Consider the following 24235-nt stretch of genomic DNA (forward strand, 5'->3'; position numbering starts at 1 on the left):
ACGGCGCGGGCCCGGGGGTAGGGGTAGCCGCGGAAGGTGACGCTCTGTGTGCACGGCGTCACCCCTGCGACGCGAGAGAAGGAAAGCGATGTCGGTCGAGACCGGTACGACGCCCGCGGCGGACGCCGAGGAGCGGGAGCAGCAGAGCCTCGGTACCGCCGCGGCACGGAACCTCACCACGACGACCAAGTCCGCACCGCAGCAGCAGGAGATCAGCTCACGCTGGCTGACCCGGACGCTGCCGTGGGTGAACGTGCCCGGCGGCACCTACCGCGTCAACCGCAGACTCTCGTACCGGGTCGGCGACGGCCGGGTGAGCTTCGTGCAGACCGGCGCGCAGATGGCGGTGATCCCCGCCGAGCTGGCCGAGCTGCCGCTGCTGCGCGGCTTCGGGGACGGCACCGCGCTGCGGGCGCTGGCGGCGCGGTTCGAGCAGCGGGAGTACGCGGCGGGGCAGGTGATCGCGGCGGCCGGCCGCCCGGCCGACCATGTCTACCTGGTCGCGCACGGCAAGGTGGAGCAGGTCGGAGAGGGGCCCTACGGCGACGAGGCGGTCGTCGGTCTCCTCGCGGACGGCGACATCTTCGGCGGCCATGTGCTCGCCGGACTCGACGGCGGCTGGGAGTTCACGGCCCGCGCGGCGACGGCCACCACCGTGCTGGCGTTGCCGCATGCGGCGTACCGGGAGGTGGCGGACCGCCACGCCGACCTGCGGGCGCACGTGGAACTGGCCGGTCTCGACGGGCACCGGGAGACGAACGCCTTCGGCGAGAAGGAGATCGCGCTCAGCGCGGGCCACACCGGCGAACCGGACGTCCCGCACACCTTCGTGGACTACGAGCCGGCGCCCCGCGAGTACGAACTGAGCGTCGCCCAGACCGTGTTGCGCGTCCACACCCGGGTGGCCGACCTCTACAGCCGGCCGATGGACCAGACCGAGCACCAACTGAGGCTCACCGTGCAGGTGCTGCGGGAGCGCCAGGAGCACGAGCTGGTCAACAACCGGGACTTCGGTCTGCTGCACAACGCCGACCACAGTCGGCGGATCTCCACCCACGCGGGCCCTCCCACCCCCGACGACCTCGACGAACTCCTCGCCATGCGGCGCGACACCACGCACCTGTTCGCCCACCCCCGGGCGATCGCCGCGTTCGGCCGGGAGTGCAACAAGCGCGGCCTGTACTTCGGGAGCGTCGAGGTGGACGGCCACCACCTCCCGGCGTGGCGGGGCGTCCCACTGCTGCCCTGCGGCAAGATCCCGGTCACCGCGGCCCGCACCTCCGCCATCATCGCGCTGCGCGCCGGCGAGCAGAACCAGGGCGTGATCGGCCTCCTCCAGACCGGCCTGCCCGACGAGAGGGAGCCGGGCCTGACCGTCCGGTTCATGGGCATCAACGAACAGGCGGTCGCCTCCTACCTGGTCACCGCCTACTACTCGGCCGCCGTCCTGGTCCCGGACGCCCTCGGCATCCTGGAGAACGTGGAGGTGTCGCGCTGGGACTAGGGGGTGCTCGCGGGCAGGTTCTCCTGGCTCCGGACCCGGGCACGGCCCAGAGCGAGGGTGCCGAGGAAGCCGAGCGCCAGCGCGGCCAGCACGCCCAGGTTGGCGTACGCCCAGGCGCCGGACCTGCCGCCGAGGCCGAGCGGGGCCAGCAGGTAGCCCTGCCAGGTCAGCCAGCTCGCGGCGGTGTTGGTGACCAGGCCCCAGCCGAGTGCCGTGGCCGCGAGCGTGAGGAGCAGCGGCAGGAGGGGGACGTCGCCGTAGCGGCCGGCGGGGCGGTAGAGGTCCGCCTCGTCGTAGTCGCTGCGGCGCAGCGCCAGGTCGGCGAGCATGATCCCGCACCAGGCGGCGATCGGTACGCCGAGGGTGGTGAGGAAGCCCATGAACTGGCCGAGGAAGTCGTCGGCGAAGAAGACGATGTAGACCGCTCCGGCGGTCATCAGGACGCCGTCGGCCAGGGCGGCGAGGTACCGGGGCACGGGCAGGCCGGCGGAGAGCAGGGCCAGTCCGGAGGAGTAGATGTCCAGGACCGCGCCGCCGACCAGGCCGAGGACGGCGACGACGGCGAAGGGGATCAGGAACCAGGTGGGGAGGACGGTCGTGAGCGCGCCGATGGGGTCGGCTGCGATCGCCTTGTTCAGGGGCGCGGAGGAGCCCGCGAGCAGCAGGCCGAAGACCAGCAGGAGGAGCGGGGCGACGGAGCCGCCGAAGGCGGTCCAGCCGGTCACGCCCCGGCCGGAAGCGGCGCGCGGCAGGTAACGGGAGTAGTCCGCGGCCGCGTTGACCCAGCCGAGGCCGAAGCCGGTCATCATGAACACCAGCGCGCCGATGAACTCCTGGGCGGAGCCGGACGGGATCGCGCGCACCGTCGCCCAGTGGATGTGGCCGGCCACGAGGACCACGTAGCCGACGGTGAGGACGCCGGTCACCACCGTGATCACCGTCTGCAGCCGCATGATCAGGTCGAAGCCCGCCACACCGCCGACCACGGTGAGCACGCAGACCACGATCAGCGCGGCCACCTCGGTCCCGGTGCCGCCGCCCCGCCCGAGCCGGGCGAAGACGGTCGCGGTGGCCATGGTGGCGAGGGCGACCAGGACGGTCTCCCAGCCGACGGTGAGCATCCAGGAGACGACCGACGGCAGCCGGTTGCCCCGGACGCCGTACGCGGCCCGGCTGAGCACCATGGTGGGGGCCGAGCCCCGCTTCCCCGCGACCGCGACGAGGCCGCAGAGCAGGAACGAGGCGAGGATGCCGAGGACGCCGGCGGCCAGCGCCTGCCAGAAGGAGATGCCGAAGCCGAGCGCGAAGGCGCCGTAGCTGATCCCGAGGACGGAGACGTTCGCGCCGAACCAGGGCCAGAACAGGGTGCGCGGGGTGCCCTTGCGGTCGGCGTCGCCGATCACGTCGAGCCCGTGCGTCTCGACCCGGAGCTGTCTGCCGGGTTCCCGTGCCTCCGCCATCGTCGGCCCATCCGTCCGGGTGTGTTGGCTGGAGGCTAGGTCGGCCCGGTGACGGGGGTCAAGGGCCCTCCGGACCTGCGGCTCCGTCAACGGCGCGGGCCCGCGACCCGGTTGGGCCACCTCGATTTGACACCGCGGGCCACCCCCTCCAATCTGTGCTCATGAAATCCATTTTCAACAACTGGAGTGAGGGCTAGCGATGCGTGTGGCCTTCGTCGGCAAGGGCGGCAGTGGCAAGACCACGCTGTCGGCCCTCTTCACCCGTCACCTGGCACGGTCCGGCGCGCCGGTCGTCGCGATCGACGGTGACATCAACCAGCACCTGGCGCACGCCCTCGGCCTCGACGAGGACGAACTCTTCGCGGCGCCGCCGCTGAGCGCGCGGACCGGTGAGATCAAGGACTACCTGCGCGGCACCAACCCCCGCATCGCGTCCCGGGAGGCCATGGTCAAGACGACCCCTCCGGGGCACGGCTCGCGGCTGCTGCGGCTGCTGGGCGACGACGAGGTGCACTCCCGGCACGTCCAGGAGGTCGGCGGGGTGCCGCTGATGGTCACCGGTGCGTTCGCCGGGAGCGACCTCGGGGTGGCCTGCTACCACTCCAAGCTCGGTGCGGTGGAGCTGTACCTCAACCACCTGGTGGACGGCCCCGGCGAGTACGTGGTCGTCGACATGACGGCGGGCGCGGACGCCTTCGCGTCCGGTCTGTTCACCCGTTTCGACATGACCTTCCTGGTGGTCGAACCGACCCGCAAGAGCCTGTCCGTCTACCGCCAGTACCGTGACCACGCCGCCGAGTTCGGGATCCCGGTCGCCGTGGTCGGCAACAAGGTGACCGGCGCGGACGACCTCGCCTTCCTGCGCGAGCAGGTGGGCGAGGACCTGCTGGCCCACTGCGAGCTCTCCCCGTACGTCCGCGCCCAGGAACAGGGGCGCGGCGGCGGTGCGCTGGAGCGGCACAACTCCCGGACCCTGGACCGGCTGCGGGCCGCGGTGGACGCGCGGGGCAAGGACTGGGAGGCCTTCCAGCGGCATGCCGTGGAGTTCCATCTGCGCAATGCCGCAGCCTGGGCCGACGCGGCGACGGGCCAGGACCTGGCCGCCCAGGTCGACCCGGACTTCCGGCACGGGCCGGCGGCGCTGCCCGCCTTCGCCTGATCGGCCCGCGATCCCCCGGCGGGCCCTGGTCCGCCTTCGAACACCCCTTTTCCGTAACCGCTCTGAGAAGAACAGGACACCGTCACATGTCGCTCGACGTCTCCCCGCAGCTGCTCGCCGAAGCCGAGAACGGCGCGGTGCGGGAGGAGGACTTCGTGGAAACCGTCCGCACCTCGCTGCCGTACGCGTACGACCTGGTCGCCCACCTCGCCGCCGAACTGCGCGGCGGCACCGCTGAGTTCGCCGACAACCAGACCCCGCCGCCCTCGGAGCGGGAGCGCGGGCAGCTGCTGCGGGCGCTGTCCTCCGACGCGATCCGGGGCAGCCTGGAACGGCACTTCGGGGTCGCCCTCGCCTTCCAGAACTGCCACCGGGTCGCGGTGTTCCCGCCTCAGGCGCGGGGCGGCGAGACACACACCCGCTTCACCTCGACGCGCGCTCAGATCCTCAACCAGTCACCGGAGTTCCGCGACTGCTGAGTTCCACGTCACCCCGCAGGCTCCGGGAGACCGCGTCGGCCGCGGTCCGGACCTGCGGGGCGAGTCCGAGCGGCTGGACGGTCTCCCCCACGAACAGGCCTGAACCGCCGCCGCAGGCTGAGGCGCCCCGCTGGCGTGCCGCAGCCCCCGTTTCCCGGTCAGCCGGCGATGATCTCCGCGAACCGCTCCGCCCCGACGTTGCCCCCGGACAGGACGACCCCGATCCGGCGCGGCAGCGGCGCCACCCGGTGGGCGAGCAGCGCGGCCAGTCCGCTGGCGCCGCTCGGCTCCACGACGGTCTTCAGCCGTTCGAAGGCGAACCGCATCGCCTCCCGGATCTGGTCGTCGGAGACCAGTGTGATGTCGTCCACCAGGCGCTGGTTGAGGGAGAAGGTCAGCTCGCCGGGGATGTCGGCCGCCTGGCCGTCGGCGATGGTGCGGGGAACCGGGATCGACACCCGGTGCCCGGCCGCCAGGGACCGCCGGGTGTCGTCGCCGGCCTCGGGCTCGACCCCGACGACCCGGATCCCGGGCAGCAGCCCCTTGGCCGCGGTGGCGCTGCCCGCAATCAGCCCGCCGCCCCCGACGGGCACCACCAGGGCGTCCAGCTCCCCCACTTCCTCGATGAGTTCGAGAGCCGCCGTACCCTGTCCCGCGATGACGTGCGGGTGCTCGTACGGCGGGATGAGCGCGAGCCCGCGGTCGGCGGCGAGGGCCTCGCCGATCGCGACCCGGTCGCCGGTGTAGCGGTCGTACGTCACGATCTCCGCGCCGTATCCGGCGGTCGCCGCCAGCTTGGCGCGCGGGGTGTCCTCGGGCATCACGATGACGGCGGTGGTGCCGAGTTCACGGGCGGCGAGGGCGACGGCCTGGGCGTGGTTGCCGGAGGAGTAGGCGGCGATGCCCTGGGCGAGCTGCGCGGGCGACAGCCGGGACGCGGCGTTGTAGGCGCCCCGGAACTTGAACGCGCCGATGCGCTGGAGGTTCTCGCACTTCAGGAAGACCTCGGCACCGACCAGCTCGTCCAGGGTGCGCGAGCGCAGCACGGGGGTGCGGTGGGCCACTCCCTTGATCCGCGCCGCCGCGTCGTGCACGTCCTGGAGGGTGACGGGCGGGGTGTCGGGCATGTTCGTCCTCCGTTCCGGGCGCCGCCGGACGCCGGATGAGCGTCGACGATCTGGAATTATTGTCTATCATCTGGACTGGAAGTCCAGACCCGATCCCGGCGGGGGCACCGATGACAGACGGACCGGCAGCAGCGAGCGGCGCGGACGCGGCGCGGGCCGAGCAGGACGCGATCATCGCGGCGCTGTCCCCGGTCGTCGACGGGATCGTGGCGACCTTCGGCGCCTTCTGCGAGGTCGTCGTCCACGACTTCCGCCGCCCGGAACGCTCCGTCGTGGCCCTCGCCGGCTCGGTCACCGGCCGCGGTGTCGGCGGGTCGATGAGCGAGATCGGCATGAAGCTGCTGGCGGCGGGCGACGAGGCGCGCGACGAGCTGAACTACCTGACCCGCACCAGAGAGGGGAAGCTCGTCAAATCGTCCACGATGGTGCTGCGCGACTCGGACGGTACGGCGTTCGGGGCGCTGTGCGTGAACCTCGACGTCACGGCCGTGCACCAGGTGCACGCGCTGGTCGGCGGCCTCGCCGGGGTCGCCGCTGCCCCCGAGGCACCGCCGACCACCACGTTCGGCGACGACATCACCGCCGTCCTGGACTCGATCGTCGACGCCCGCCGGCTCCGCCGGCCCGAGCCGTGGCCCCAACTCACCCGCGAGGAACGGCTGGAGCTGTTCCGGGACCTCGACCGGCAGGGCGTCTTCGCGGTGCGCGGCGCGGTCCAGCAGATCGCCGCACGCCTCGGCATCTCCCGCGCCTCCGCCTACAACTACCTTGCCGCGGCACGAACCGCCCCCGAAGGGGCGCGGGGAAGGCCGACGGCTGACGGCTGACGGCTGACGGCTGACGGCACACCGCCGCCCTTCCCGCCGCGCACTCACCCGATCTCGACCACCCGCGCCCAGGCGGGCGGTGCCTCCGGCACGTAGTCGGAGTCGTCCTCCCGCCACCCCGTGCCGCCGTGCTGCCGGGGGAACAGGCCCACCACCGTCCGGCAGGCCGGCCGGGTCGCCGGCCACGGTGTCTGCCCGTCGGTGAGGGCCACCACGACGTCCGGGGCCGGCCGCGCCCGCAGCGCCCTGGCGAAGCCCGCGCGCAGGTCGGTACCGCCGCCGCCGACGAGGGCGATGCCCTCCGCCCGGCACAGCGGCTGCACGGTGCGGGCGGCCGCGTCGCAGGACAGCACGGAGACCAGGTCCCGGCGGCCGCCGACGGCGCGGGCGATCGCGGCCACCTCCAGCAGGGCACTGCCCAGTTCGGCGTCGCTGACCGAGCCGGAGGTGTCGATGACGACCGAGACCCGGGGCGGGCGCCGGCGCAGGCTCGGGAGGACGACGCCGGGCAGCCCGGCCGAGCGGCGCGACGGGCGGCCGTAGCTGTAGTCGTCGCCGGCGCCCGCGGCCGAGGCCGCCGAGCGGACCGCGGCGCCCAGCAACTCCCGCCAGGGCTGCGGCGGATGGAAGGCGTCTTCGGCCCAGCGCCGCCAGCCGTCCGGGGTGCTGCCCGGGCGGCCGGTGATGGCCTGCGCCACCCGGAACCGGACGCCGTCCCGCTCCTGCTCGCTGAGACCGTGCGCACCGTCCGGCCCCAGGTCCCACTCCCGGTCGCGGCCGTCGGCCCCGCTGCCGCAGTCCAGCCAAGTGAGGTCCTGCGTCAGCGGCCCGAGCCGGAACTGCCGCAGGTAGTCCTCCATCAACTGGCCTTCGTCCAGCCGCAGCATGTGCGGCCGGACGGCGCCGCGGGGCTGCGCCAGCCCGTCGCCGTAGGCGTCGTCGTTGATCTCCAGGTCCGCCGCGATGTTCATCCGCAGCCGCTCACCGGCCCCGGTCAGCCCGCGTTCCCTCGCGACCCGGTCGCTGCGCGCGTGGTGGTCGCGGAGCAGGTGCGACACCTCGTGCACCCACACCCCGGCCAGGTCCTCCTCCGGCATCCGGTCCACGAAGGCGGGCGAGACGTAGCACCGCCAGTGCTTGTCGACGGCCATGGTCGGCACCTGCCGGTCCGCCACGACGTGCAGGGCGAACAGGGCCGTGGCGAGGTAGGGCCGGGCCCGGGCGGCCTGGAGCCGGGCGGCGTAGAGCTTGTCCAGGTCCAGCGCCCCGGCCGCTTCGATGCCCGGACCGGCGCTCATCGGCGCACCTTGGCCGCGACGCGTTCGGCGGCCCGGTCGGCGCGCCTGGACACGGACACCGCACCCGCGAGCCGTTCGATCGCCGCCGGGACGTCCCAGTCGTCCCGGCGCAGCGAGGCCAGGGTGGTGGCGGGGACGACCACGAGGTCGGGGGCCCCGGTGTCCAGGGCCCGCACCAGCAGGGCCCAGGCCGCGTCCCAGCGGGCCCGGTCCGGCCGTTCGCGGACCGCGGCGACCACGCCGTCGAGCACGGCCTGGCGCAGGTCGCCGCGCTCGGGGAGGTCGGCCACGGCCGGGTCGGCGAGCAGCGTCTCGGGGTCCGGGAGTTCCATCCGGTCGACGCTCGCCAGCAGTTCGAGCCCTGGCCCGTCCCCGACCGTTCCCCTGACCAGGAGGGAGAGCACGTCCCGGGAGGAACCGGCGGCGTGTGCGAAGGCGACCAGGCGCAGGGTCATGTCCCAGCTGCGCGGCGACGGCCAGGCGCCGCCCCGCCGCATCTCGCCGCTCGGCAGCCGGTGCACCAGGGTGGGGCGGGTCGCGAGCAGGCCGCACACGGCGCGGCGCGCGAAGTCCACGGCGGCGGGCAGCCGGTCCGGGTCGAGCCGCGGCAGGGCAGCGCGGGGCCAGGTGCCGCCGAGGCCGCGGACGACGACCTCGTGGTCATGGGCCCACTGGAGGTGCACGAAGCGGTTGGCCAGCGGCGGGCTCAGCTCCCAGCCGTCGGCGGCCGAGGACCTCGGGTTGGCGGCGGCGACGATCCGTACGCCGGGCGGGAGCCGGAGCGCGCCCACCCGGCGCTCCAGGACCAGCCGGAGCAGTGCGGCCTGCACGGCGGGGGGCGCGGTGGACAGCTCGTCCAGGAACAGCAGGCCCCGGCCGGCCTGTACCAGCCGTACCGCCCAGTCCGGCGGGGCCATCGGGACGCCCTGGACGGCGGGGTCGTCGCCCACGACGGGCAGGCCCGAGAAGTCGGACGGCTCGTGGACGCTGGCGATCACCGTGGTCAGCGGCAGGTCGAGCGCCTCGGCCAGCCGGTTCAGGGCGGCGCTCTTGCCGATGCCGGGCTCGCCCCACAGCAGGACGGGCAGGTCGGCGGCGACGGCCAGGGTGAGCGCCTCCAGTTGGGTGTCGGGCCGGGGTTCGGTGGTGGAGTCGCCGAGCAGCGCCGACAGGGTGTCCGCGACGGCGAGTTGGTCGGGGGCATGAGTGGTCATGAGGGATCACCTGAGGGTTGTGAGACGGCAAGTGGGTTGATGTCAGCGCCAGTTGGCGGGGCGTGGGCCCAGGCGCGGGTCGTGGACGGACCGGCGGCGGCGCGCCCGGACGGGCCCGGTGCGGGATCCGGCGAGGCCTGCCCGGTAGAGGCCGTACGCGATCCGGCGTTGCGCGGCCGCCTCCAGTTCGTCCTTCAACGGCCCGTCGCGCAGCACGGCTTCGGGCCCCAGCAGTCCTTCGACGACGGCCAGCGCGCCGGCGAGGTCCCCGTGGTCAAGGCGTTCGCGGACGCCGGTGAGGCAGTCGGGGCGGCGGTGCGCCTCGTCGATGACGCGCAGGCAGGGCAGTGGCGGCCCGCCGAGCGCCACCAGGAGCTCCTCGCGCCGCAGTTCGTCCGGGGCGTGGTCCAGCGGGGACAGTACGCCGTCGACCAGGCCGATCCGGTGCCGGGCGCCCCGGCACTCCACCAGGCCCGGCTGCCGGGCCGGGTCGGCGTACGGGTCCCGGGCGGCCGGCGGGTGCCCGGGAACGAGCGCCGCGGCGACCAGCGGATGCAGCCGGCCGGCGTCGACCAGCCCGGCGCGCAGCAGTTCCAGATCGGGGAGGACCCAGGTCGCCGCGTCGGGCAGGACGGGTCGCGCCCCGCTGCCGGGGGCCCGGGCGTCGGTGTCCGGGCCGGCGGTCACGGTCCCGTCGGCCGCGAGGCGCACCGCGAACCGGTGCCGGCCGCCCAGGCGTACGACGACGGTGCCGCTGTCCCGCCCCGCGGCGCCCAGCACGATCCGCGCCTCGTCCGCCCATCGGTCCGTGGCGCACAACGACCGTTCGAAGAGCGGGAGTCGGCTGGAGAAGGTGAACCGTTCGGCGTCCGCGGGCCGGTCGGCGCCCGACCGGGTGCGCAGCTCGCCGGCGGCACCCGCGTCCCACAGATGGCGGTGCAGGTCGAAGCGGAACCGCCGGCTGGGGTGCGGGTGCGGATGGCCCCGGACGGCGGGCCCGGCCGGCGTGCCGTCCCACAGCGCGAGGCCGATCCGTTGTCCGGCGTCCGCCCAGGCGGGCGGGGTCCGGACCACGAGACACAGGGAGCCTTCCCCGGTGTCGTAACAGGCGAGCGGCATCGTCAGGCCCGGCCGCAGCAACCCGTCGGGGGCGACCCTCGGCAGATGCCAGCGCAGCAGGTCGGGCGCCAGCCGGCGCAGGTCGGCACGGATCCGTTCCCGGAGGTCCCGGCCCCGCGCACGGGCCAGTTCGCGCAGGTCGAGGTCGACGTCGAAACCGGCGGCGGCACAGGCTCCCGCCCAGTCCCCGGCGGTGCGGCGGGCGGTCGCGGTCTCGATCATGGCGGGCGGCACGGCGAACTCGCGCACGCGCCGCCACAGGGAGAGGCGGGTGTCCCCGTACGTGAGGTGAGTGGCCATCAGCACTCACCTGACGTGGACGGGACCCCCAATCTGACAGCAGAGTGAGTGGTCATCGCGGGGAGCATACGACGCCCCCGCCCCGATCGGCCAGGCGTTTTCCTACCCGGCCCGCACGTGACGCGGATCACCCCGGCAGGGTGCAGCGTTCCGCCGCCCCCAGGGCCTTTTCCCAGGTGTAGGCAGTCGGCGAGAGCGGGGACCGTGGGAATGGAGCAGGCTCGGGCCGGTGAGTACGACGAGTTCGTGGCGGCCCGCTGGTCGGGCCTGTGCCACCTGGCCCGTCTGCTCACCGGTGGCGACCGGCACCGGGCCGAGGATCTGTTGCAGGAGTCCTTGGTCCGGCTGTGGTTCGTCTGGCCGAAGGTCGCCGACGAGGCGCCGGAGGCGTACGTCCGTAAGGTCCTGGCCCGTGCCGCGGCCCGTTCGGCGCGGCGCCGGTGGTGGGGCGAGCGCCCCGTCGAGGAGCTGCCCGAGGTCGCGGCGGCCGGTGACATGTCGGCGGTCGTCGCCGAGCGTTCCCGGCTGGAGGCCGCGCTGGCGCTGCTGCCCCCGCGCCAGCGGGCCGCGGTCGTCCTGCGCTACTACCAGGACCTGCCCGACCGGCAGGTCGCCGAGGTGCTGGGCTGCCCGGTGGGCACCGCCCGGTCGCACGCGGCGCGCGGGGTGGCCCGGCTGCGGGAGCTGCTGGCGGACGCCATCGAGCCGGTGAAGTGAGGGAGAGGCCATGGATCACTTCGAGCGGCAGTTGACGCGGTTGATGCACGACGAGCGGGAGCCGACGGCCTTCGAGCCCCGGCACCGGGAGCGGCTGCGGGCCGGTGTGCAGGCGCGGCGGCGGGTCCGGTCGGCCCAGCGGGCGGCGGGCGCCGTCCTGACGGCCGCGGGGTTCGGCCTGTGCCTGTTCCTGTGGCCCCACTCCGACGTCCGTGACGAACCGAGCGCACCGCATCCCTGGCCCGCGACCAGCCCCGCCAACGGTCCGGCACCGACGCCGAGCCTGACGCCCAGTGCGCCGGCCTCCGGCGCCACGACCTCGCCGCCGCCCGAGAACACGACCGCGCCCGAGAGCACCCCGTCGCCGACGAGCGGGGGATCCCCCTCGTCGACCCCGACCCCGACCTCTGGCTCGTCCGCGACGGCGAGCGCCACCCCGGACGCGGGCACGACCCGCAGCGCCACGGAGAGCTCGTCCGGGAGCTCCACCGCCACCGCCTACCCGCCGTCGGCGCCCGTGACCGACACCCCCGACCCGTCGAACGGCGCGTAGAGCGCGACCTGTCAGCCGTTCCCCTCCCCCACCGGGCGTGGCTCCGGCACGCCCCGAAATCGAGTACGAATGCGAAAAAACGCCATGAATCACCTGCCAGTCATCTTGCCGGTACCGGCGCCGCCGCCCCCGGCGCACCGCGCCGAGCCGGTCCTCGACCTGGCCGTACCGGTGTTCAACGAGGAGACGGACCTGGAGCCGAGCGTGCGGCGGCTCCACGCCCATCTGCGGGAGACGTTCCCCTACCCGTTCCGGATCACCGTCGCCGACAACGCCAGCACCGACGCCACCCCGCTGATCGCTGCCCGGCTCGCCGCCGAGCTGCCCGAGGTGGAGTGGATACGGCTGGCCGAGAAGGGCCGCGGCCGCGCGCTGCGAGCGGCCTGGTCGGCGTCGTCGGCGCCGGTCGTCGGCTACCTCGACGTGGACCTGTCGACCGGGCTCACGGCGCTGCTGCCGCTCGTCGCCCCGCTGCTCTCGGGCCACTCCGACCTGGCCATCGGCACCCGGCTGGCGCCCGGCGCCCGGGTGGTGCGCGGCCCGAAGCGGGAGGCCGTCTCCCGCTGCTACAACGTCCTGCTGCGCTGCACCCTGTCGGTGGGGTTCTCGGACGCGCAGTGCGGGTTCAAGGCCGTTCGACGGGACGCCGCCGCGCGGCTGCTGCCGCTGGTGCGGGACCCCGGATGGTTCTTCGACACCGAGCTGCTGGTGATCGCGGAGCGGGCCGGGCTGCGGATCCACGAGGTGCCGGTCGACTGGGTGGACGACCCGGACAGCCGGGTCGAGCTGCTGTCCACGGCCCTCGCCGATCTGCGCGGCATCGCGCGGGTCGGCCTGGCGCTGGCCCGGGGCGCGCTGCCGTCGGGGCGGCCGTCACGGTCGTTCGCGCTCCCCGCCGCGGTCATCGCCCTCGTCCATCTGCTCCTGTACGCGGCGCTGCGCCCGGCCGCCGCCGCGCAGGTGGCCAACGCACTGTCCCTGCTGATCTGTTGGGTCCTCGCCCAGCCGGTCCTCGGGCGGTCCCCGCTGCCTCCGCCGCCCGCTCTGCCCGCCCTGGCCGCCCGGCTGGCCGTCTCCGCCGGTTCGCTCGCCGTCCTGCGGCACGCGGCCACCGGCGCCGGACTCCGCGCGGAACTCGCCGTGCTCGCCGCCGCCCACCTGTTCGTCGCCCTGTCCGTCGCCGTCGCCCGGTCGGCCTGCGGCGGGCGGCGGCGCCGGACGGAGTCCGCGGCCTCATGACCACGCCCCTGAGGAGCGCGGCCCCGCCCCCGCCCGCCGCCTTCGGGACCACCCCTCCGGGCCCCGGACAGCGCCTGCGCGACACCGCCCGCCACTACGGCCCGGTCCTCGCGATGTACGGCGTCCTCAAGCTCGTCGGCTTCGGGTCCTTCATGTATCTGCTCGACTCGGCAGGCGACTTCCGCAAGAAGCATCCGCGGTTCGGCGGCGGTGCCCACACCTGGGACGTGCTGGGCACGTGGGACGGCTGGTGGTACCAGCAGATCGCCCTGCACGGCTACCATCCCGCGCTGGTCCCCGTCCGCGGCGCGACCGGGCTGATCACCCTCCAGGGCAACTCGGCCGCGTTCTTCCCGCTCTACCCGGCGCTGATGCGGGTGGCGATGGAGGTCACCGGTCTCGGTCCCTTCGGTGCCGGGTTGCTGGTGTCGGTCGTGGCGTCGTTCGCGGCGGCGCTGGGGATCTTCGCCGTCGCCGCCCGGTTCGGCGGCCGGCGGGCGGGGCTGGCGGCGGCCGGGCTGTGGGCCGTGTGGCCGGGCTCCGGCGTGGAGTGGGCGGTCTACTCGGACTCGCTGTACGTGGCCCTGGCCGCCTGGGCCCTGTACGCCGTGCTGACCCGGCACTGGCTGACGGCCGGCGTGCTGACCTTCGCGGCCGGCCTCAACCGGCCCACCGCCGCGGCCCTGGTCGCCGCGCTCGCGCCGGCCGCGGTCCTGGCGCTGCGCCGCCGCGAGGACGGCGTCGCCCGGCCGCTGACCGCGATGCTCGTGGCCCCGCTGGGCCTGCTCGGCTACCTCGGCTGGGTGGGCCACCGCATGGGCGACTACGGCGGCTACTTCACGCTCCAGTCGGGCGCGTGGGGGCACGAGTTCGACTACGGCAGCCAGACCCTGGACGTCCTGACCTCCGTCCCCGTGGGCCACTTCGGCTACCTCTTCGCGCTCCCCTTCGCCGACGTCATCGGGGTCGGGGTGGTGCTGCTCGACCTGGTCCTGCTGCCGCTGCTGCTCCGACTGCGGCCGCCGGCGGTCCTGGTCGTCCACACGGTGCTCACCCTCGCCCTGGTACTGGGCAGCCAGCAGTACTTCGCGAACGTCTCGCGCTATCTGCTGCCCGCCTTCCCTCTGCTCCTCCCCCTGGCGGTCGCGCTGCGCCGCGTCAGCCTGCCCTGCCTGTGCCTCGTGCTGGGCATCGCGGCGCTGGCCTCCGGCTCGTACGCGGGCTACGCCCTGTTCGAACTCGGAGTGCCCTGACGCCGGTTCAGGCCTTCTTGAGGGCCACCCCGCCGTAGAAGCCGATCTCCTCCGAGCCGGCCGGCGGGGTGGTCTCCGGGCGCCAGAACGGGACCTGGGTGACGCCGGGTTCGACCAGCTCGAACCCGTCGAAGAAGCGCTCGATCCGGGCCCGGGGGCGCAGGTTCATGGAGGCGGTCGCGTTGTTGTAGACGGCCTGGGCCTCGCTGCGCTCGGCGAAGTCGTCGGTGGCGTGCGAGAGCACCAGGAAGCTGCCGGCCGGGAGCGCGTCGCGCAGGGTGGCCACGATCCGCTCGGGCTCCTCCTCGTCGCGGACGAAGTGCAGGATGGCGACGAGGAACAGGGCCACGGGTTCGCCGAAGTCGATGATCCGGCGGACCTCGGGGTGCTCGATGACGGCCTGCGGGTCGCGCAGGTCGGCGAGGACGATGCTGGTGGTGCCGGCCCGGCTGAGCAGTGCGTCGCCGTGGGCCTTCACGATCGGGTCGTTGTCGACGTAGGCGACCCGGACGTCCGGCGCCAGCGCCTGGGCCACCTCGTGCACGTTCGGCGAGGTGGGCAGCCCGGTGCCGATGTCGAGGATCTGGCGGACGCCGCTGTCGACGACGTGCCGGACCGCGCGCTGCAGGAAGCCGCGGTTGGCCCGGACGGCTGTCCACACCTCGGGCGCGACGGAGGCGAGCTGGTCACCGGCCTTGCGGTCCACCTCGTAGTTGTCCTTGCCGCCCAGCAGGTAGTCGTAGATCCGCGCGGGATGCGGCCTGCTGGTGTCGATCTCCACGGACCCGATGCCGTCCTGCGTCACGTGCGCTCCTCTCGACGACCGTCCCGGCCCCCCTTGGCTCACCGACGGCTGGCGACAGCTTTCCATATCAACTTCTTTATCGGCGCACCGAGTTCCGCCCTCGACGACCACGCCGGGCGGGCCGGGTCGACCGGCCGGACCGGACCTGACTACCATCGGGCCCAGGTGTCCGGGCACGTGGCCCGGTTTGGTTGGGGGTTTCTCATGGTCAGTGGTCGTGTGGTGCGGTTCGACAGCTCGCGCGGGTACGGGTTCATCGCTCCGGACGGCGGTGGCGAGGACGTCTTCCTGCACGTGAACGACATGCAGATGTCGGAGACGTACGTCCGCCCCGGCGTGGCGGTGGAGTTCGAGATCGAGGCCGGCGAGCGCGGTCCGAAGGCGTCCGGTGTCCGGCTCGCCCGCGGCGCCGACGTCCGCACGCTCGGTCCGGACGACGACTCGCTGTGCGACCTGCTCAGCGCGGACGAGTTCACCCGCGAGGTCACCGAGACGCTGCTGGCGTCGGCGCCCACGCTCACCGCCGAGGAGATCGTGCGGGTCCGGGGCGCACTCGCCCAGTTCGCGAAGAACCACGGCTGGATCGAGGGCTGACCGCCCGCGGCGGCCGGCCGGTTCACGCGTCGCGCGTGCGGAGCGACCGGCCGCCCGCCGTGAGGGCGGCGCCCGCCCAGAGGGCCAGGACGCCCAGTCCCTGCCAGGGCCCGATGGGCAGCCGGTCGGTGCCGACGGTCGCCTGAACGGCCAGGCCGGCCGTCATCGGCGCGAACTGCTGGAGGTGGCGCTGCCAGTCCGGGTCTGCCACGACGCGGGCGAGGATCGGGAAGACGAACAGCAGGGCCAGCACGATGCCGATCGCGGTGGCCGAGTCGCGCACGGCGAGGGCCAGGCCCAGGCTCAGCAGGCCGATCAGGGCCAGGTAGAGCACGGAACCCGCCGCGGCCCGCAGGGTGGGCCCGTCGGTCAGCGACAGGGCCGGGTAGCCGTGTTCCGGGGTGAAGCCACGGCCCGGCCCGACCAGTCGCCCGACCAGCAGCGAGCCGAGCACGGCGGCCGTCGCGGTCGCCAGCGTCACGGCGGTGAGCACGGCGGCCTTGGCGCACAGGACGGTCAGCCGTCGCGGGACCGCCGTGAGGGTGGTGCGCATCATGCCGGTGCCGTATTCGTTGCCGACCGACAGGACGGCGACCGTCCCGACCGCGGCCTGCCCCGCCATCACCCCGGTCAGGCAGAGCCGCACCGGGTCACCGCCGCAGTCGGCGGCGTCGCATCGGGAGGTCATGGCCACCCCGGCGCCGACCGCCACGGTCAGCACCAGCACGCCCAGCGCGAGCCAGGCGTTGCCGGCGTCGGTGCGCAGCTTCGTCCACTCCGCGTGCCAGGCGCGCCTCATGCGTCCCTCCTGCGCAGCAGCACGACGCCGGTGCCGAACGCGACGGCCGCGTAGCCGCACAGCACCGCGAGTCCGGCCCAGGGCGAGAGCGGGAAGTAACCGGACGAGGGCGAATAGTCGGTCACCACCTGCTCGTACCGTACGACGCTCTGCTGGACGGCGAAGCCTGCGGCCGGGGTGACCCGCAGCAGCCACTCGGCAGCCCCGTCCGGCAGCACCGACGCCGTCGCGAGCAGGTAGGGCAGGACCGTGCCGGCGACCACCACGGTGATGGCGACAGCGCCGCGCCGCAGGACCGTGCCGACGCCGAGGGCGAGAACCGCGGCGGCGGCGAGCAGCAGGCCGGTGCCGACGACGACCCGCGCCTCGGTGCCGGCCGGCACGGTGAGCACCGGGAAGCCGCCGGCCCGCGAACGCGCGCCGCCGAACGGGACCATCACCGCGGCGGCGACCGTGCCGGCGACGAAGGAGACCCCGCCCACCACGAGCGCCTTGGCCACGAGGACCCGGCCGCGGTGCGGACTCGCGGCGAGGGTGAGGCCGATCAGTCCGCGCCGGTACTCGACGGTGATGTATCCGGCGGCGACCACCACGACCACGACGAGCCCGGCGAACGCGCCGACGACGAAGTTCTCGATGCTCCGCACCCCGCTGGCGGCCGGACCGCCGACGACCGGGGCGATGTCCCCGGCCCCCGTCACGGTGTACCCGGAACCGGCCCGGACGGCCTTCCCCTTGGTGTCGGCGGTGTAGCTGCCCGAGACCCCGGCGTCACGACCCACCTGTCGGTACTGCCAACTCCCTGCCGCCCAGCCCCCGTTCAGTGTCATCCGGTCGAAGGTGCCGGTGGCCACCGCGGGCGCGAAGCCGGAACCGGTGGCGGTGGCCTGCTCAACCGACGGCGAGGTCACGAACAGCCCGGCCTGGACGGTGTCCGGGAGCCCCGCGAGCCGGGCAGTGCCGATCTCGCTCCAGGCGCGGCCGTCGGCCGACTGGTAGCCGGTGAGGACGTCGCCCGAGCGCCGCAGCCGGAGCCAGCCCGGCGACGGGGCGGAGACCGCGCCCGCGGCCCCGGCGACGTCGTGCGTGTAGTCGTACTGCATCCGCACCCCGTGGCCGCCCGTGACCATGACGGCCGCGTACGACGAGCCCTGCGTCAGGCCGTCCTTGACGATGATCCCGGCCTTCGCCCAGGGTGCGAGCCCGGATCCGGTGTCGCCGGGACCGGTCCCGATCACGCCGGCGAGCGAGGTCACGGCGACGGTGATGGTGCCGTCGCCGGTCAACGGCCGGTGCAGGAACGAGAAGTCGTCGTTGACCGCCTCGCCGCCGGGGCCGACCGGGAGGGACGAGCCGGAGCCCTCGTTGCCGGCCGCGGTGGCGAGCAGCCCGACCAGGCAGACGAGGAGGACGGCGCCGACGCAGCTGGCCCACCAGCCCCGTACGGTACGGAACTTGGTCCACTCTGCGTGCAGCAGCGCCCCGAACGCGCCGAGTGCGGCCGTGGTCATCGGCCGGCCTCCCCGGGCAGGGTCCCGCGGTACTGGACGGCGTCGCGGGTCAGTTCCATGTACGCCTCTTCCAGGGAGGCGCGGTGCGCGGCCACCTCGGCGAACGGCACACCGCGCCCGGCGAGCAGCGAGACGACGCGCTCGGCGGGCAGCCCGGAGACGGTGACCGTGTCGGGGGCCGTGGAGCTGACGGTGGCACCGGCGCGGGCGAGTACGGTCATGGCGTCGGCGCGGGCGGAGGTGCGCAGCGTGACCTGTCCGCGGGAGACCAGGTCCAGCAGCGCGCGCACGCTCATGTCGGCGACGACCCGGCCCCGGCCGACGACGACCACGTGGTCGGCGGTGTCCTGGAGTTCGCCCATGAGATGGCTGGAGACCAGGACGGCCCGGCCCTCTGCGGCGAGGGCGGCCAGGAAGCCGCGCATCCACCGGAAACCCTCCGGGTCGAGCCCGTTGAACGGCTCGTCCAGCATCACCGCGGGCGGGTCGCCGAGCAGGGCGGCCGCGATGCCGAGCCGCTGCCGCATGCCGAGCGAGAAGCCGCCCGCCTTCCGGTGCGCCACGTCCCCCAGGCCGACCTGGCCGAGCACCTCCTCGACCCGTCCGGCACCCAGGCCCTGGGAGTGCGCCAGCCACAGCAGATGGTGGCGGGCGGTGCGGGCGGGCTGCACCGCGGCGGCGTCCAGCAGCGCCCCGAGGTGGGTGAAGGGGGTGCGCAGCTCCTGGTACCGGCGGCCGCCGACGAGGGCGCTGCCCCCGTCGGGCCGGTCCAGGCCGAGGATCACCCGCATCGTGGTGGACTTGCCCGCGCCGTTCGGGCCCACGAAGCCGGTGACCTGGCCGGGCCGGACGGTGAACTCCATCCCGTCCAGCGCCCGCACGCTCCCGAAGCGCTTGCGTAAATCCCTGACCTCGATCGTCGTCTCCATGACCGACAGGCTAGGAAGCGCGGCGGCCGGATACGTCACCCCTCGGAGCCAGCTTTCGCATCCCTCGCACGGGGGACGACGAGTCCGGACTCGTAGGCGGCGATGACGGCTTGCGTACGGTCACGCAGGCCGAGCTTGGCGAGGATCCGGCTGACGTGGGTCTTGACCGTCTCCTCGCCGACGACGAGCCTGGCCGCGATCTCCGGGTTCGACAGGCCCTCGGCGACGAGCAGCAGGACCTCGGTCTCGCGGGCGGTGAGGGTGCCCGGGCGAGGCGGCGGGAGGCCGGCGGCGGCCCGGTCGGGCAGGCGGGCGAACTCGTCGATCAGCCGGCGGGTGACGGCGGGGGCGAGCAGCGCGTCCCCGGCGGCGACGACCCGTACCGCGTCGAAGAGCCGCTCGGCGGTGACCTCCTTGAGCAGGAAGCCGCTGGCACCGGCGCGCAGGGCGTCGTGCACGTACTCGTCCAGGTCGAAGGTGGTGAGGATGAGGACCCGCGGCCCGTCGATCCGTTCCGGGGCGGTGCCGAGGAGCCGCCGGGTGGCCTCGATGCCGTCCAGGCCCGGCATGCGGATGTCCATCAGGACGACGTCCGGGCCGGTTTCGCGGCACACGTCGATCACTTCGGCACCGTCGGCGGCGGTGCCGACGACGGTGAAGTCGGGCTGGGAGTCCAGCAACGCGGCGAAGCCGGTCCGGACGACCAGGTGGTCGTCGGCGATCACGACGCGGATCGGCGGGGTGAGGACATTCATGCGCTCTCCTCCGTCCTGGCCTCGGGGTCGTCGCGCGGCGGCGCGGGAAAGCGGGCGGCCACCAGGAAGCCTCCGACGTCCGCCGAGCCGGTGCGGACGTCCCCGGCCACCGCGGCGGCCCGCTCCCGCATACCCAGCAAGCCGTGTCCGTCGGACGGCCGGTCTGCGGTCGGCCCGGGTCCGTTGTCGCGAACGCGCAGGTGCACGCGGTCGGCGCCATAGTGCAGTTCGACGTCCACGGCGGCGCCCGGGGCGTGTTTGCGGGCGTTGGTGAGGGACTCCTGGACGATCCGGTAGACGGCGAGCTCGACCCCGGGGTCCAGGGCACGGGGAAAGCCGCTGAGGACCAGGCGGACACCGCCGCCGGAGGCCGAACGGGCCTCGTCGAGAAGGTCGTTGAGGTGACGCAGGTCCGGCTGGGGGCTGCGCTCGCCGCCGGTGGCGGACCCGGTGTCCTCGCGCAGCACACCGAGCAGCCGGCGCATCTCGGTGAGCGCGGCGCGCGCGGTGTCCCCGATGCCGAGGAGGCGTTCGGCACCCTGGGCGGGCATGCCGGGGGTGGCCACCCGGGCGGTCTCGGCCTGTATGGCGATCATGGAGAGGTGGTGGCCGACGACGTCGTGGAGCTCACGGACGATCCGGGCGCGCTCACCCCGCGCCGCGTTCTCCCACTCGGTGGCGGCCATCACCCGGCGTACCGCGGAGTGCGCGCGGCGGTGCTCTGCGGCCCGCGCGGCGAGTCCGGCGCAGGCGGCGGCGGGCGCGAGCACCGCGAGGAGCACCGTGCGAGCCGCCGTGCCCGAGCCCGCGTCCGGAGCCGTGCCCGGGACGGTGGCGAGGGCCAGGGCGAGGAAGGGTGCGCCGAGCAGGAGCGCGAGCAGCGTGTGACCGGTGCGCGCCAGCCGGTACTGGGCGACGAGCTGGGCGGCGAGTCCCGCGACCGTCAGGGTGTGCAGGACGGTGAACGAGCCGAGGCTCGCGACGGTGACCGTGACGCCGGCCGTCAACGGGCGCAGGAACAGCGGCGGTAGCGCCGTCGCCAGACAGAACAGCCCCAACAGCAGGATGAGTTGTACACGGCCGGCACCGCCGGAGGCAGCGTCGTTGAACAGCCGCGGGACCGAGCCGTGGCCGGCGACGAACTCCGCGAGGGATTCGCCGACCGCGAGGAACCCGAGCAACACCGCGTAGGGATACCGGCGTCGGGCGATCCGGCAGCGCAGCCGGCGCCAGGTGTCCCGCCCCGCCCCCGTACGCGTCACGCAGGTCAGTATGGCAGCGAGTCACCGTGACGAGGGTCACACTCCGACGGTCGAACTTTGGCGTTCGCCCCGCATCTAGTTCGTGTCGGTTCACGGGACGGCCGCGGAGCAACCCCCCTCCGCGGCCGTCCCGTTCATCCTCGTCTTCGTCCAGCAAGGATCACTCCATGGGTTTTGTGGCTTACCTGCGCGGCTTCGTCCCCTGGATCGTCGCCGGTGTCGTCTCGGGCTTCGTCGACTGGCGGTGGGGTGCGCTCGGCGGTGTCGTCTCGGGCGTGCTGCTCCTGCTCCAGGACCTGCGCCGGGGTGTCGACCTCGACGCGCTGATCCTGGAGGTCAGCACCATCGTGTACTTCGTCGTGATCGGCGCCGTCTCCGTCGCGGACCCCGACTCGGCGCTGAAGGACCACAGCGACGTCCTCTCGTTCGCCTGGCTGGCCGCCACCGCCTGGGGATCCATGGCGGTCCGCCGCCCCTTCACCCTGGGCATCGCCAAACGCCAGACGCCGCGCGAGTACTGGGACATGCCGCAGTTCCTCCAGGTCAACAACCACATCACCAGCGCCTGGGGAGCCGGCTTCAGCTTCATCGCCGTCGTCCTGGCCGTCGGCGGCGCGGTGGACGCCCCGGCCTGGGTCGGCATCAGCGCCCACGTCGTCGGTCTCGCCGTCCCGATCGTCTTCACGAAGGTCTACCCCGAGCGGGTGCAGCGGCGCCTGCTGGAGTCGCAGGGGCTGCTGTCCGTACCCGAGTGACCCGCGGCCGCGCCGGACCCGACCCCGCACGCGGCCGGCGCCGCCCCGCCGGCCCGGACAAGGAAAGCACCATGACCGAAGAGACCACCCTCCCCCGCTACCTCCGGGGCCGCTTCGCGCCGGTCCCCGAGGAGCACGAGGCCCTCGACCTCACCGTACGCGGCACCCTCCCGCCCGAGCTGGACGGCCGTTACCTGCGCAACGGCCCCAACCCGCTGCCCGGCGAGGACGACGGCCACTGGTTCACCGGCCCCGGCATGTTGCACGGTGTACGGCTGCGCGACGGCCGCGCCGAGTGGTACCGCAACCGGTGGATCCGTACCAGGGAGCTGGACGGCCACCCCTTCGTCCGCGCGGACGGCACCTTCGACCTGACCGCGACGCCGGGCAACACGCATGTCATCCGGCACGCGGACACGGTGCTGGCGCTGTGCGAGGTCGGCTTCCCCTACCGGGTCACCCCGGCGCTGGAGACCGTCGGCCCGTACGACTTCGGCGGCAGGCTGACCACCGCGATGACCGCACACCCCAAGGAGGACCCGGTCACCGGCGAACTCCACCTGTTCGGCACCGGGTTCGCCCCGCCGTACCTCACCTACCACCGGGTCACCGCGGACGGGGAGCTGGTCGACAGCCGCCCGGTCGAGGTGCCGGGCCCGACGATGATGCACGACTTCGCGATCACCGAGCACCACATCGTCTGGATGGACCTGCCCGTGGTCTTCCGGCCCGAACTCGCCGGGCAGGGCGGCATGCCCTACCGGTGGGACGACGGCTACGGCGCCCGGCTCGGCATCATGTCCCGCACGCCCGGCAGCGCCGAGGTGCGCTGGTTCGACGTCGACCCCTGCTACGTCTTCCACGTCGGCAACGCCCACGAGGACGCCGAGGGGCGGATCGTGCTCGACGCGGTGCGCTACGACCACGACAGGTTCGAGCACGCCTGGGGCGACATCGGCGGGTCCACCGGCGTTGCCGTCGTACCGGAGCCGGGCCTCGTCCAGACGCCCTCGGTGCTGTACCGCTGGACCCTTGACCCGGCCTCCGGCCGGGCCACCGAGCGCCAACTGGACGACCGGGACGCCGAGTTCCCCACCCACAACGAGACGCTGACCGGGCGCGAGAACCGCTATCTGTACACGGTCTCGGGGGACGGCATCGCCAAGCACGACCTCACCGGCGAGACCACCCGGGTTCACGCGACTCCCGGTGCCCGCTACGCGGGTGAGGCGGTGTTCGTCCCGGCCGCGGACGGCCGGAGCGAGGACGAGGGCTGGCTGCTCTCGCTCGTCTCCGACGACGACGGCAAGGCCGGGGAACTGCTCGTCCTCGACGCCACCGACCTCTCCGAGCAGGCGGTGGTGGAACTCCCCTACGCTGTCCCGGCGGGCTTCCACGGCAGCTGGCTGCCGGAACCCGGCGACGGCCAGGACCAGGACCGCCCGAGGCCCGCGAGAGCAGGGAGGCCGGGACGATGAGCCGGGAGACGGCCGGAGCCGCGCGGCTCGAGGACGCGGTGCTCACGCGGGCGGCGCAGGCCGGGGAGGTCGCCGCCCTCGGGCTGCTGCTCGAACGTCACCGCGCGGGGATGCGCGCGGTGGCGCTCAGCCTGCTCGGGCCGGGCCCGGACGCCGAGGACGTCGTGCAGGACGCGGCCCTGACCGCGCTCCGGCGGATCGGTGACGTCCGCGACCCGGGGGCGGTGGGCCCATGGCTGCGGATGATCGTGCGCAACGCCGCCCGCTCCCTGCTGCGGGACGCGGTCCCGGTCCGGCCGGTGGACGAGGGCCTGCACCTGCCGTCCACGGAGGCCGGTCCGGAGCAGTGGCTGGAACAGAGCGCGCTGCGGGACTGGGTATGGGAGGCACTGGAGGAGCTCTCCCCGGCACTGCGGCTGCCGCTGGTGCTGCGCCACTTCACCACGAGCGTCACCTCGTACGAGCGGATAGCCGGCGTCTGCGGGATCCCCGTCGGCACCGTCCGCAGCCGGCTCAGCCAAGGCCGGGCCAAGCTCGCGGCCGCCCTGGCCGGTACGGCGGACACCGCGCACGGCGACACCGCGCGGCGTACCCGGGACAGCCGTACCCAGGCCCGGGAGACCCTCGCCGCCGCCGAGAGCGGGCACTTCGGAGCACTGCTCACGGAACGCTGGTCGCCGGAGGTCGCGCTGCTCAGGGGCGGCGACCGGGTCGGGGGCGGCGACCTGCTGGTGCGCGCCATGGACGGCGACGTCGCGGCCGGGGTACGGCAGCGGCTCGTCCATGCGGTCGCCGGCCGGTCGCTGGCCGTCTGGGAGATGGACATCGCCAAACCGGCCGACGCCCCCGGGCACTGCCCGCCCGCCGTGGCCTGGCTCATGACGCTGGACGAGGCCGGCCGGGTGCACCGGCTGCGCCTCGTCCATCCGCGGCCGCTCCAGGCGATGGAACGGCTCCCGGTGCTGTGACCCGTCAGGCGCCGGGGGCTCGCCGCGGTCGACCGGTCGACGCTCGCTCCCCTGCTCGACCGGCTCCTTGCGCGGGGCCTGATCACCAAGAACACGGACCCGGACAACCGGCGCCGGCAGCTGGTCGCCC

At 74.1% G+C, this 24235-nt stretch carries 23 protein-coding genes; 12 read left to right on the top strand and 11 right to left on the bottom strand.

Annotated elements, in window-relative coordinates; translation table 11 throughout:
* Positions 1 to 88 precede the first annotated feature (88 nt).
* Positions 89 to 1504: a family 2B encapsulin nanocompartment shell protein gene (locus ACFY0K_RS34680; protein WP_390643143.1), complete on the top strand. Its 1416-nt coding sequence runs from the start codon at positions 89 to 91 to the stop codon at positions 1502 to 1504.
* Here the strand turns inward: ACFY0K_RS34680 and ACFY0K_RS34685 are convergent.
* Positions 1501 to 2964 carry a purine-cytosine permease family protein gene (locus ACFY0K_RS34685; RefSeq protein ID WP_390643144.1) on the bottom strand — a complete coding sequence of 488 codons (1464 nt, stop codon included), beginning with the start codon at positions 2962 to 2964 and terminating at the stop codon, positions 1501 to 1503. The genes ACFY0K_RS34680 and ACFY0K_RS34685 overlap by 4 nt on opposite strands.
* A gap of 199 nt (positions 2965 to 3163) precedes the next feature.
* Between ACFY0K_RS34685 and ACFY0K_RS34690 the strand changes: the two genes are divergently transcribed.
* Together ACFY0K_RS34690 and ACFY0K_RS34695 are read left to right on the top strand one after the other, a co-directional pair.
* Positions 3164 to 4123, top strand: a complete 960-nt coding sequence (locus ACFY0K_RS34690) for an adenylyl-sulfate kinase (RefSeq protein ID WP_390643145.1) — start codon at positions 3164 to 3166, stop codon at positions 4121 to 4123.
* A gap of 86 nt (positions 4124 to 4209) precedes the next feature.
* Positions 4210 to 4602, top strand: coding sequence for an SCO5389 family protein (locus tag ACFY0K_RS34695; protein WP_390643146.1), 393 nt, complete (start codon positions 4210 to 4212; stop codon positions 4600 to 4602).
* A gap of 158 nt (positions 4603 to 4760) precedes the next feature.
* On the opposite strand, the gene ACFY0K_RS34700 is transcribed toward ACFY0K_RS34695, so the two are convergent.
* Positions 4761 to 5729, bottom strand: coding sequence for a threo-3-hydroxy-L-aspartate ammonia-lyase (locus ACFY0K_RS34700; protein WP_390643147.1), 969 nt, complete (start codon positions 5727 to 5729; stop codon positions 4761 to 4763).
* Between the two features lie 110 nt (positions 5730 to 5839).
* Here ACFY0K_RS34700 and ACFY0K_RS34705 point away from each other — a divergent pair, with 110 nt between their 5' ends.
* Positions 5840 to 6556, top strand: coding sequence for a transcriptional regulator (locus ACFY0K_RS34705; protein WP_390643148.1), 717 nt, complete (start codon positions 5840 to 5842; stop codon positions 6554 to 6556).
* A 44-nt stretch (positions 6557 to 6600) separates the two neighbouring features.
* Here ACFY0K_RS34705 and ACFY0K_RS34710 read toward each other — a convergent pair whose 3' ends face one another.
* From ACFY0K_RS34710 to ACFY0K_RS34720, 3 genes are read right to left on the bottom strand one after another with little or no spacing between them, the layout of a single operon-like run.
* Positions 6601 to 7854 (bottom strand): VWA-like domain-containing protein, encoded by a 1254-nt coding sequence (locus ACFY0K_RS34710; RefSeq protein WP_390643149.1) that lies wholly within the window; start codon positions 7852 to 7854, stop codon positions 6601 to 6603.
* The gene (locus tag ACFY0K_RS34715) at positions 7851 to 9068 is read right to left on the bottom strand and encodes an AAA family ATPase (RefSeq protein ID WP_390643150.1); all 1218 of its coding nucleotides are present in this window, start codon (positions 9066 to 9068) and stop codon (positions 7851 to 7853) included. Before ACFY0K_RS34715 ends, ACFY0K_RS34710 begins: the two co-directional genes overlap by 4 nt.
* Positions 9069 to 9110: 42 nt before the next feature.
* Complete coding sequence (locus ACFY0K_RS34720) at positions 9111 to 10487, bottom strand: hypothetical protein (protein ID WP_390643151.1); 1377 nt, start codon at positions 10485 to 10487, stop codon at positions 9111 to 9113.
* Positions 10488 to 10697: 210 nt separating this feature from the next.
* Here ACFY0K_RS34720 and ACFY0K_RS34725 point away from each other — a divergent pair, with 210 nt between their 5' ends.
* From ACFY0K_RS34725 to ACFY0K_RS34740, 4 genes are all read left to right on the top strand, one after another.
* Positions 10698 to 11204 (top strand): SigE family RNA polymerase sigma factor, encoded by a 507-nt coding sequence (locus ACFY0K_RS34725; protein ID WP_390643152.1) that lies wholly within the window; start codon positions 10698 to 10700, stop codon positions 11202 to 11204.
* Positions 11205 to 11214: 10 nt separating this feature from the next.
* Positions 11215 to 11757 (top strand): hypothetical protein, encoded by a 543-nt coding sequence (locus ACFY0K_RS34730; RefSeq protein WP_390643153.1) that lies wholly within the window; start codon positions 11215 to 11217, stop codon positions 11755 to 11757.
* Positions 11758 to 11841: 84 nt separating this feature from the next.
* A complete protein-coding gene (locus ACFY0K_RS34735) occupies positions 11842 to 12996 on the top strand; it encodes a dolichyl-phosphate beta-glucosyltransferase (protein ID WP_390643154.1) in 1155 nt (384 codons plus the stop codon).
* Entirely contained in the window at positions 12993 to 14249 is a 1257-nt protein-coding gene (locus ACFY0K_RS34740; RefSeq protein WP_390643155.1) for a hypothetical protein, read from the top strand. Before ACFY0K_RS34735 ends, ACFY0K_RS34740 begins: the two co-directional genes overlap by 4 nt.
* 7 nt (positions 14250 to 14256) lie before the next feature.
* Here the strand turns inward: ACFY0K_RS34740 and ACFY0K_RS34745 are convergent, their stop codons facing one another.
* A complete protein-coding gene (locus ACFY0K_RS34745) occupies positions 14257 to 15054 on the bottom strand; it encodes an SAM-dependent methyltransferase (protein WP_390643156.1) in 798 nt (265 codons plus the stop codon).
* Between the two features lie 204 nt (positions 15055 to 15258).
* Here ACFY0K_RS34745 and ACFY0K_RS34750 point away from each other — a divergent pair, with 204 nt between their 5' ends.
* Positions 15259 to 15648, top strand: coding sequence for a cold shock domain-containing protein (locus tag ACFY0K_RS34750; RefSeq protein ID WP_352360713.1), 390 nt, complete (start codon positions 15259 to 15261; stop codon positions 15646 to 15648).
* A gap of 22 nt (positions 15649 to 15670) precedes the next feature.
* On the opposite strand, the gene ACFY0K_RS34755 is transcribed toward ACFY0K_RS34750, so the two are convergent.
* Genes ACFY0K_RS34755 through ACFY0K_RS34775 form a run of 5 tightly spaced genes read right to left on the bottom strand, consistent with a single transcriptional unit; the run spans position 15671 to position 20904 of the window.
* Positions 15671 to 16447: an ABC transporter permease gene (locus tag ACFY0K_RS34755; RefSeq protein WP_351956284.1), complete on the bottom strand. Its 777-nt coding sequence runs from the start codon at positions 16445 to 16447 to the stop codon at positions 15671 to 15673.
* On the bottom strand, positions 16444 to 17958 hold the full coding sequence (locus ACFY0K_RS34760) for an ABC transporter permease subunit (protein ID WP_390643157.1): 1515 nt from the start codon (positions 17956 to 17958) through the stop codon (positions 16444 to 16446). Before ACFY0K_RS34760 ends, ACFY0K_RS34755 begins: the two co-directional genes overlap by 4 nt.
* The gene (locus ACFY0K_RS34765) at positions 17955 to 18887 is read right to left on the bottom strand and encodes an ATP-binding cassette domain-containing protein (RefSeq protein ID WP_390643158.1); all 933 of its coding nucleotides are present in this window, start codon (positions 18885 to 18887) and stop codon (positions 17955 to 17957) included. The genes ACFY0K_RS34760 and ACFY0K_RS34765 overlap by 4 nt, the downstream gene beginning before the upstream one ends.
* A gap of 35 nt (positions 18888 to 18922) precedes the next feature.
* Positions 18923 to 19642, bottom strand: coding sequence for a response regulator (locus ACFY0K_RS34770; protein WP_390643159.1), 720 nt, complete (start codon positions 19640 to 19642; stop codon positions 18923 to 18925).
* A complete protein-coding gene (locus ACFY0K_RS34775) occupies positions 19639 to 20904 on the bottom strand; it encodes a sensor histidine kinase (protein WP_390643160.1) in 1266 nt (421 codons plus the stop codon). Before ACFY0K_RS34775 ends, ACFY0K_RS34770 begins: the two co-directional genes overlap by 4 nt.
* Before the next feature lie 167 nt (positions 20905 to 21071).
* Between ACFY0K_RS34775 and ACFY0K_RS34780 the strand changes: the two genes are divergently transcribed.
* The 3 genes from ACFY0K_RS34780 to ACFY0K_RS34790 all read left to right on the top strand — a co-directional run bounded on the left by ACFY0K_RS34780 (position 21072) and on the right by ACFY0K_RS34790 (position 24105).
* Positions 21072 to 21659, top strand: a complete 588-nt coding sequence (locus ACFY0K_RS34780; protein WP_390643161.1) for a hypothetical protein — start codon at positions 21072 to 21074, stop codon at positions 21657 to 21659.
* Between the two features lie 71 nt (positions 21660 to 21730).
* Positions 21731 to 23137, top strand: a complete 1407-nt coding sequence (locus ACFY0K_RS34785; protein WP_390643162.1) for a carotenoid oxygenase family protein — start codon at positions 21731 to 21733, stop codon at positions 23135 to 23137.
* Positions 23134 to 24105, top strand: a complete 972-nt coding sequence (locus tag ACFY0K_RS34790; RefSeq protein ID WP_390643163.1) for an RNA polymerase sigma factor — start codon at positions 23134 to 23136, stop codon at positions 24103 to 24105. Before ACFY0K_RS34785 ends, ACFY0K_RS34790 begins: the two co-directional genes overlap by 4 nt.
* Positions 24106 to 24235: the final 130 nt, after the last annotated feature.

The organism is Streptomyces sp. NPDC001507 (assembly GCF_042894765.1).
Taxonomy (GTDB): Bacteria; Actinomycetota; Actinomycetes; order Streptomycetales; family Streptomycetaceae; genus Streptomyces.

Coding starts and splice junctions, on each gene's coding strand:
- ACFY0K_RS34680 (WP_390643143.1), top strand. CDS start 89: ATGTCGGTCGAGACCGGTACGACGCCCGCGGCGGACGCCGAGGAGCGG.
- ACFY0K_RS34685 (WP_390643144.1), bottom strand. CDS start 2,964: ATGGCGGAGGCACGGGAACCCGGCAGACAGCTCCGGGTCGAGACGCAC.
- ACFY0K_RS34690 (WP_390643145.1), top strand. CDS start 3,164: ATGCGTGTGGCCTTCGTCGGCAAGGGCGGCAGTGGCAAGACCACGCTG.
- ACFY0K_RS34695 (WP_390643146.1), top strand. CDS start 4,210: ATGTCGCTCGACGTCTCCCCGCAGCTGCTCGCCGAAGCCGAGAACGGC.
- ACFY0K_RS34700 (WP_390643147.1), bottom strand. CDS start 5,729: ATGCCCGACACCCCGCCCGTCACCCTCCAGGACGTGCACGACGCGGCG.
- ACFY0K_RS34705 (WP_390643148.1), top strand. CDS start 5,840: ATGACAGACGGACCGGCAGCAGCGAGCGGCGCGGACGCGGCGCGGGCC.
- ACFY0K_RS34710 (WP_390643149.1), bottom strand. CDS start 7,854: ATGAGCGCCGGTCCGGGCATCGAAGCGGCCGGGGCGCTGGACCTGGAC.
- ACFY0K_RS34715 (WP_390643150.1), bottom strand. CDS start 9,068: ATGACCACTCATGCCCCCGACCAACTCGCCGTCGCGGACACCCTGTCG.
- ACFY0K_RS34720 (WP_390643151.1), bottom strand. CDS start 10,487: ATGGCCACTCACCTCACGTACGGGGACACCCGCCTCTCCCTGTGGCGG.
- ACFY0K_RS34725 (WP_390643152.1), top strand. CDS start 10,698: ATGGAGCAGGCTCGGGCCGGTGAGTACGACGAGTTCGTGGCGGCCCGC.
- ACFY0K_RS34730 (WP_390643153.1), top strand. CDS start 11,215: ATGGATCACTTCGAGCGGCAGTTGACGCGGTTGATGCACGACGAGCGG.
- ACFY0K_RS34735 (WP_390643154.1), top strand. CDS start 11,842: ATGAATCACCTGCCAGTCATCTTGCCGGTACCGGCGCCGCCGCCCCCG.
- ACFY0K_RS34740 (WP_390643155.1), top strand. CDS start 12,993: ATGACCACGCCCCTGAGGAGCGCGGCCCCGCCCCCGCCCGCCGCCTTC.
- ACFY0K_RS34750 (WP_352360713.1), top strand. CDS start 15,259: ATGGTCAGTGGTCGTGTGGTGCGGTTCGACAGCTCGCGCGGGTACGGG.
- ACFY0K_RS34755 (WP_351956284.1), bottom strand. CDS start 16,447: ATGAGGCGCGCCTGGCACGCGGAGTGGACGAAGCTGCGCACCGACGCC.
- ACFY0K_RS34760 (WP_390643157.1), bottom strand. CDS start 17,958: ATGACCACGGCCGCACTCGGCGCGTTCGGGGCGCTGCTGCACGCAGAG.
- ACFY0K_RS34765 (WP_390643158.1), bottom strand. CDS start 18,887: ATGGAGACGACGATCGAGGTCAGGGATTTACGCAAGCGCTTCGGGAGC.
- ACFY0K_RS34770 (WP_390643159.1), bottom strand. CDS start 19,642: ATGAATGTCCTCACCCCGCCGATCCGCGTCGTGATCGCCGACGACCAC.
- ACFY0K_RS34780 (WP_390643161.1), top strand. CDS start 21,072: ATGGGTTTTGTGGCTTACCTGCGCGGCTTCGTCCCCTGGATCGTCGCC.
- ACFY0K_RS34785 (WP_390643162.1), top strand. CDS start 21,731: ATGACCGAAGAGACCACCCTCCCCCGCTACCTCCGGGGCCGCTTCGCG.
- ACFY0K_RS34790 (WP_390643163.1), top strand. CDS start 23,134: ATGAGCCGGGAGACGGCCGGAGCCGCGCGGCTCGAGGACGCGGTGCTC.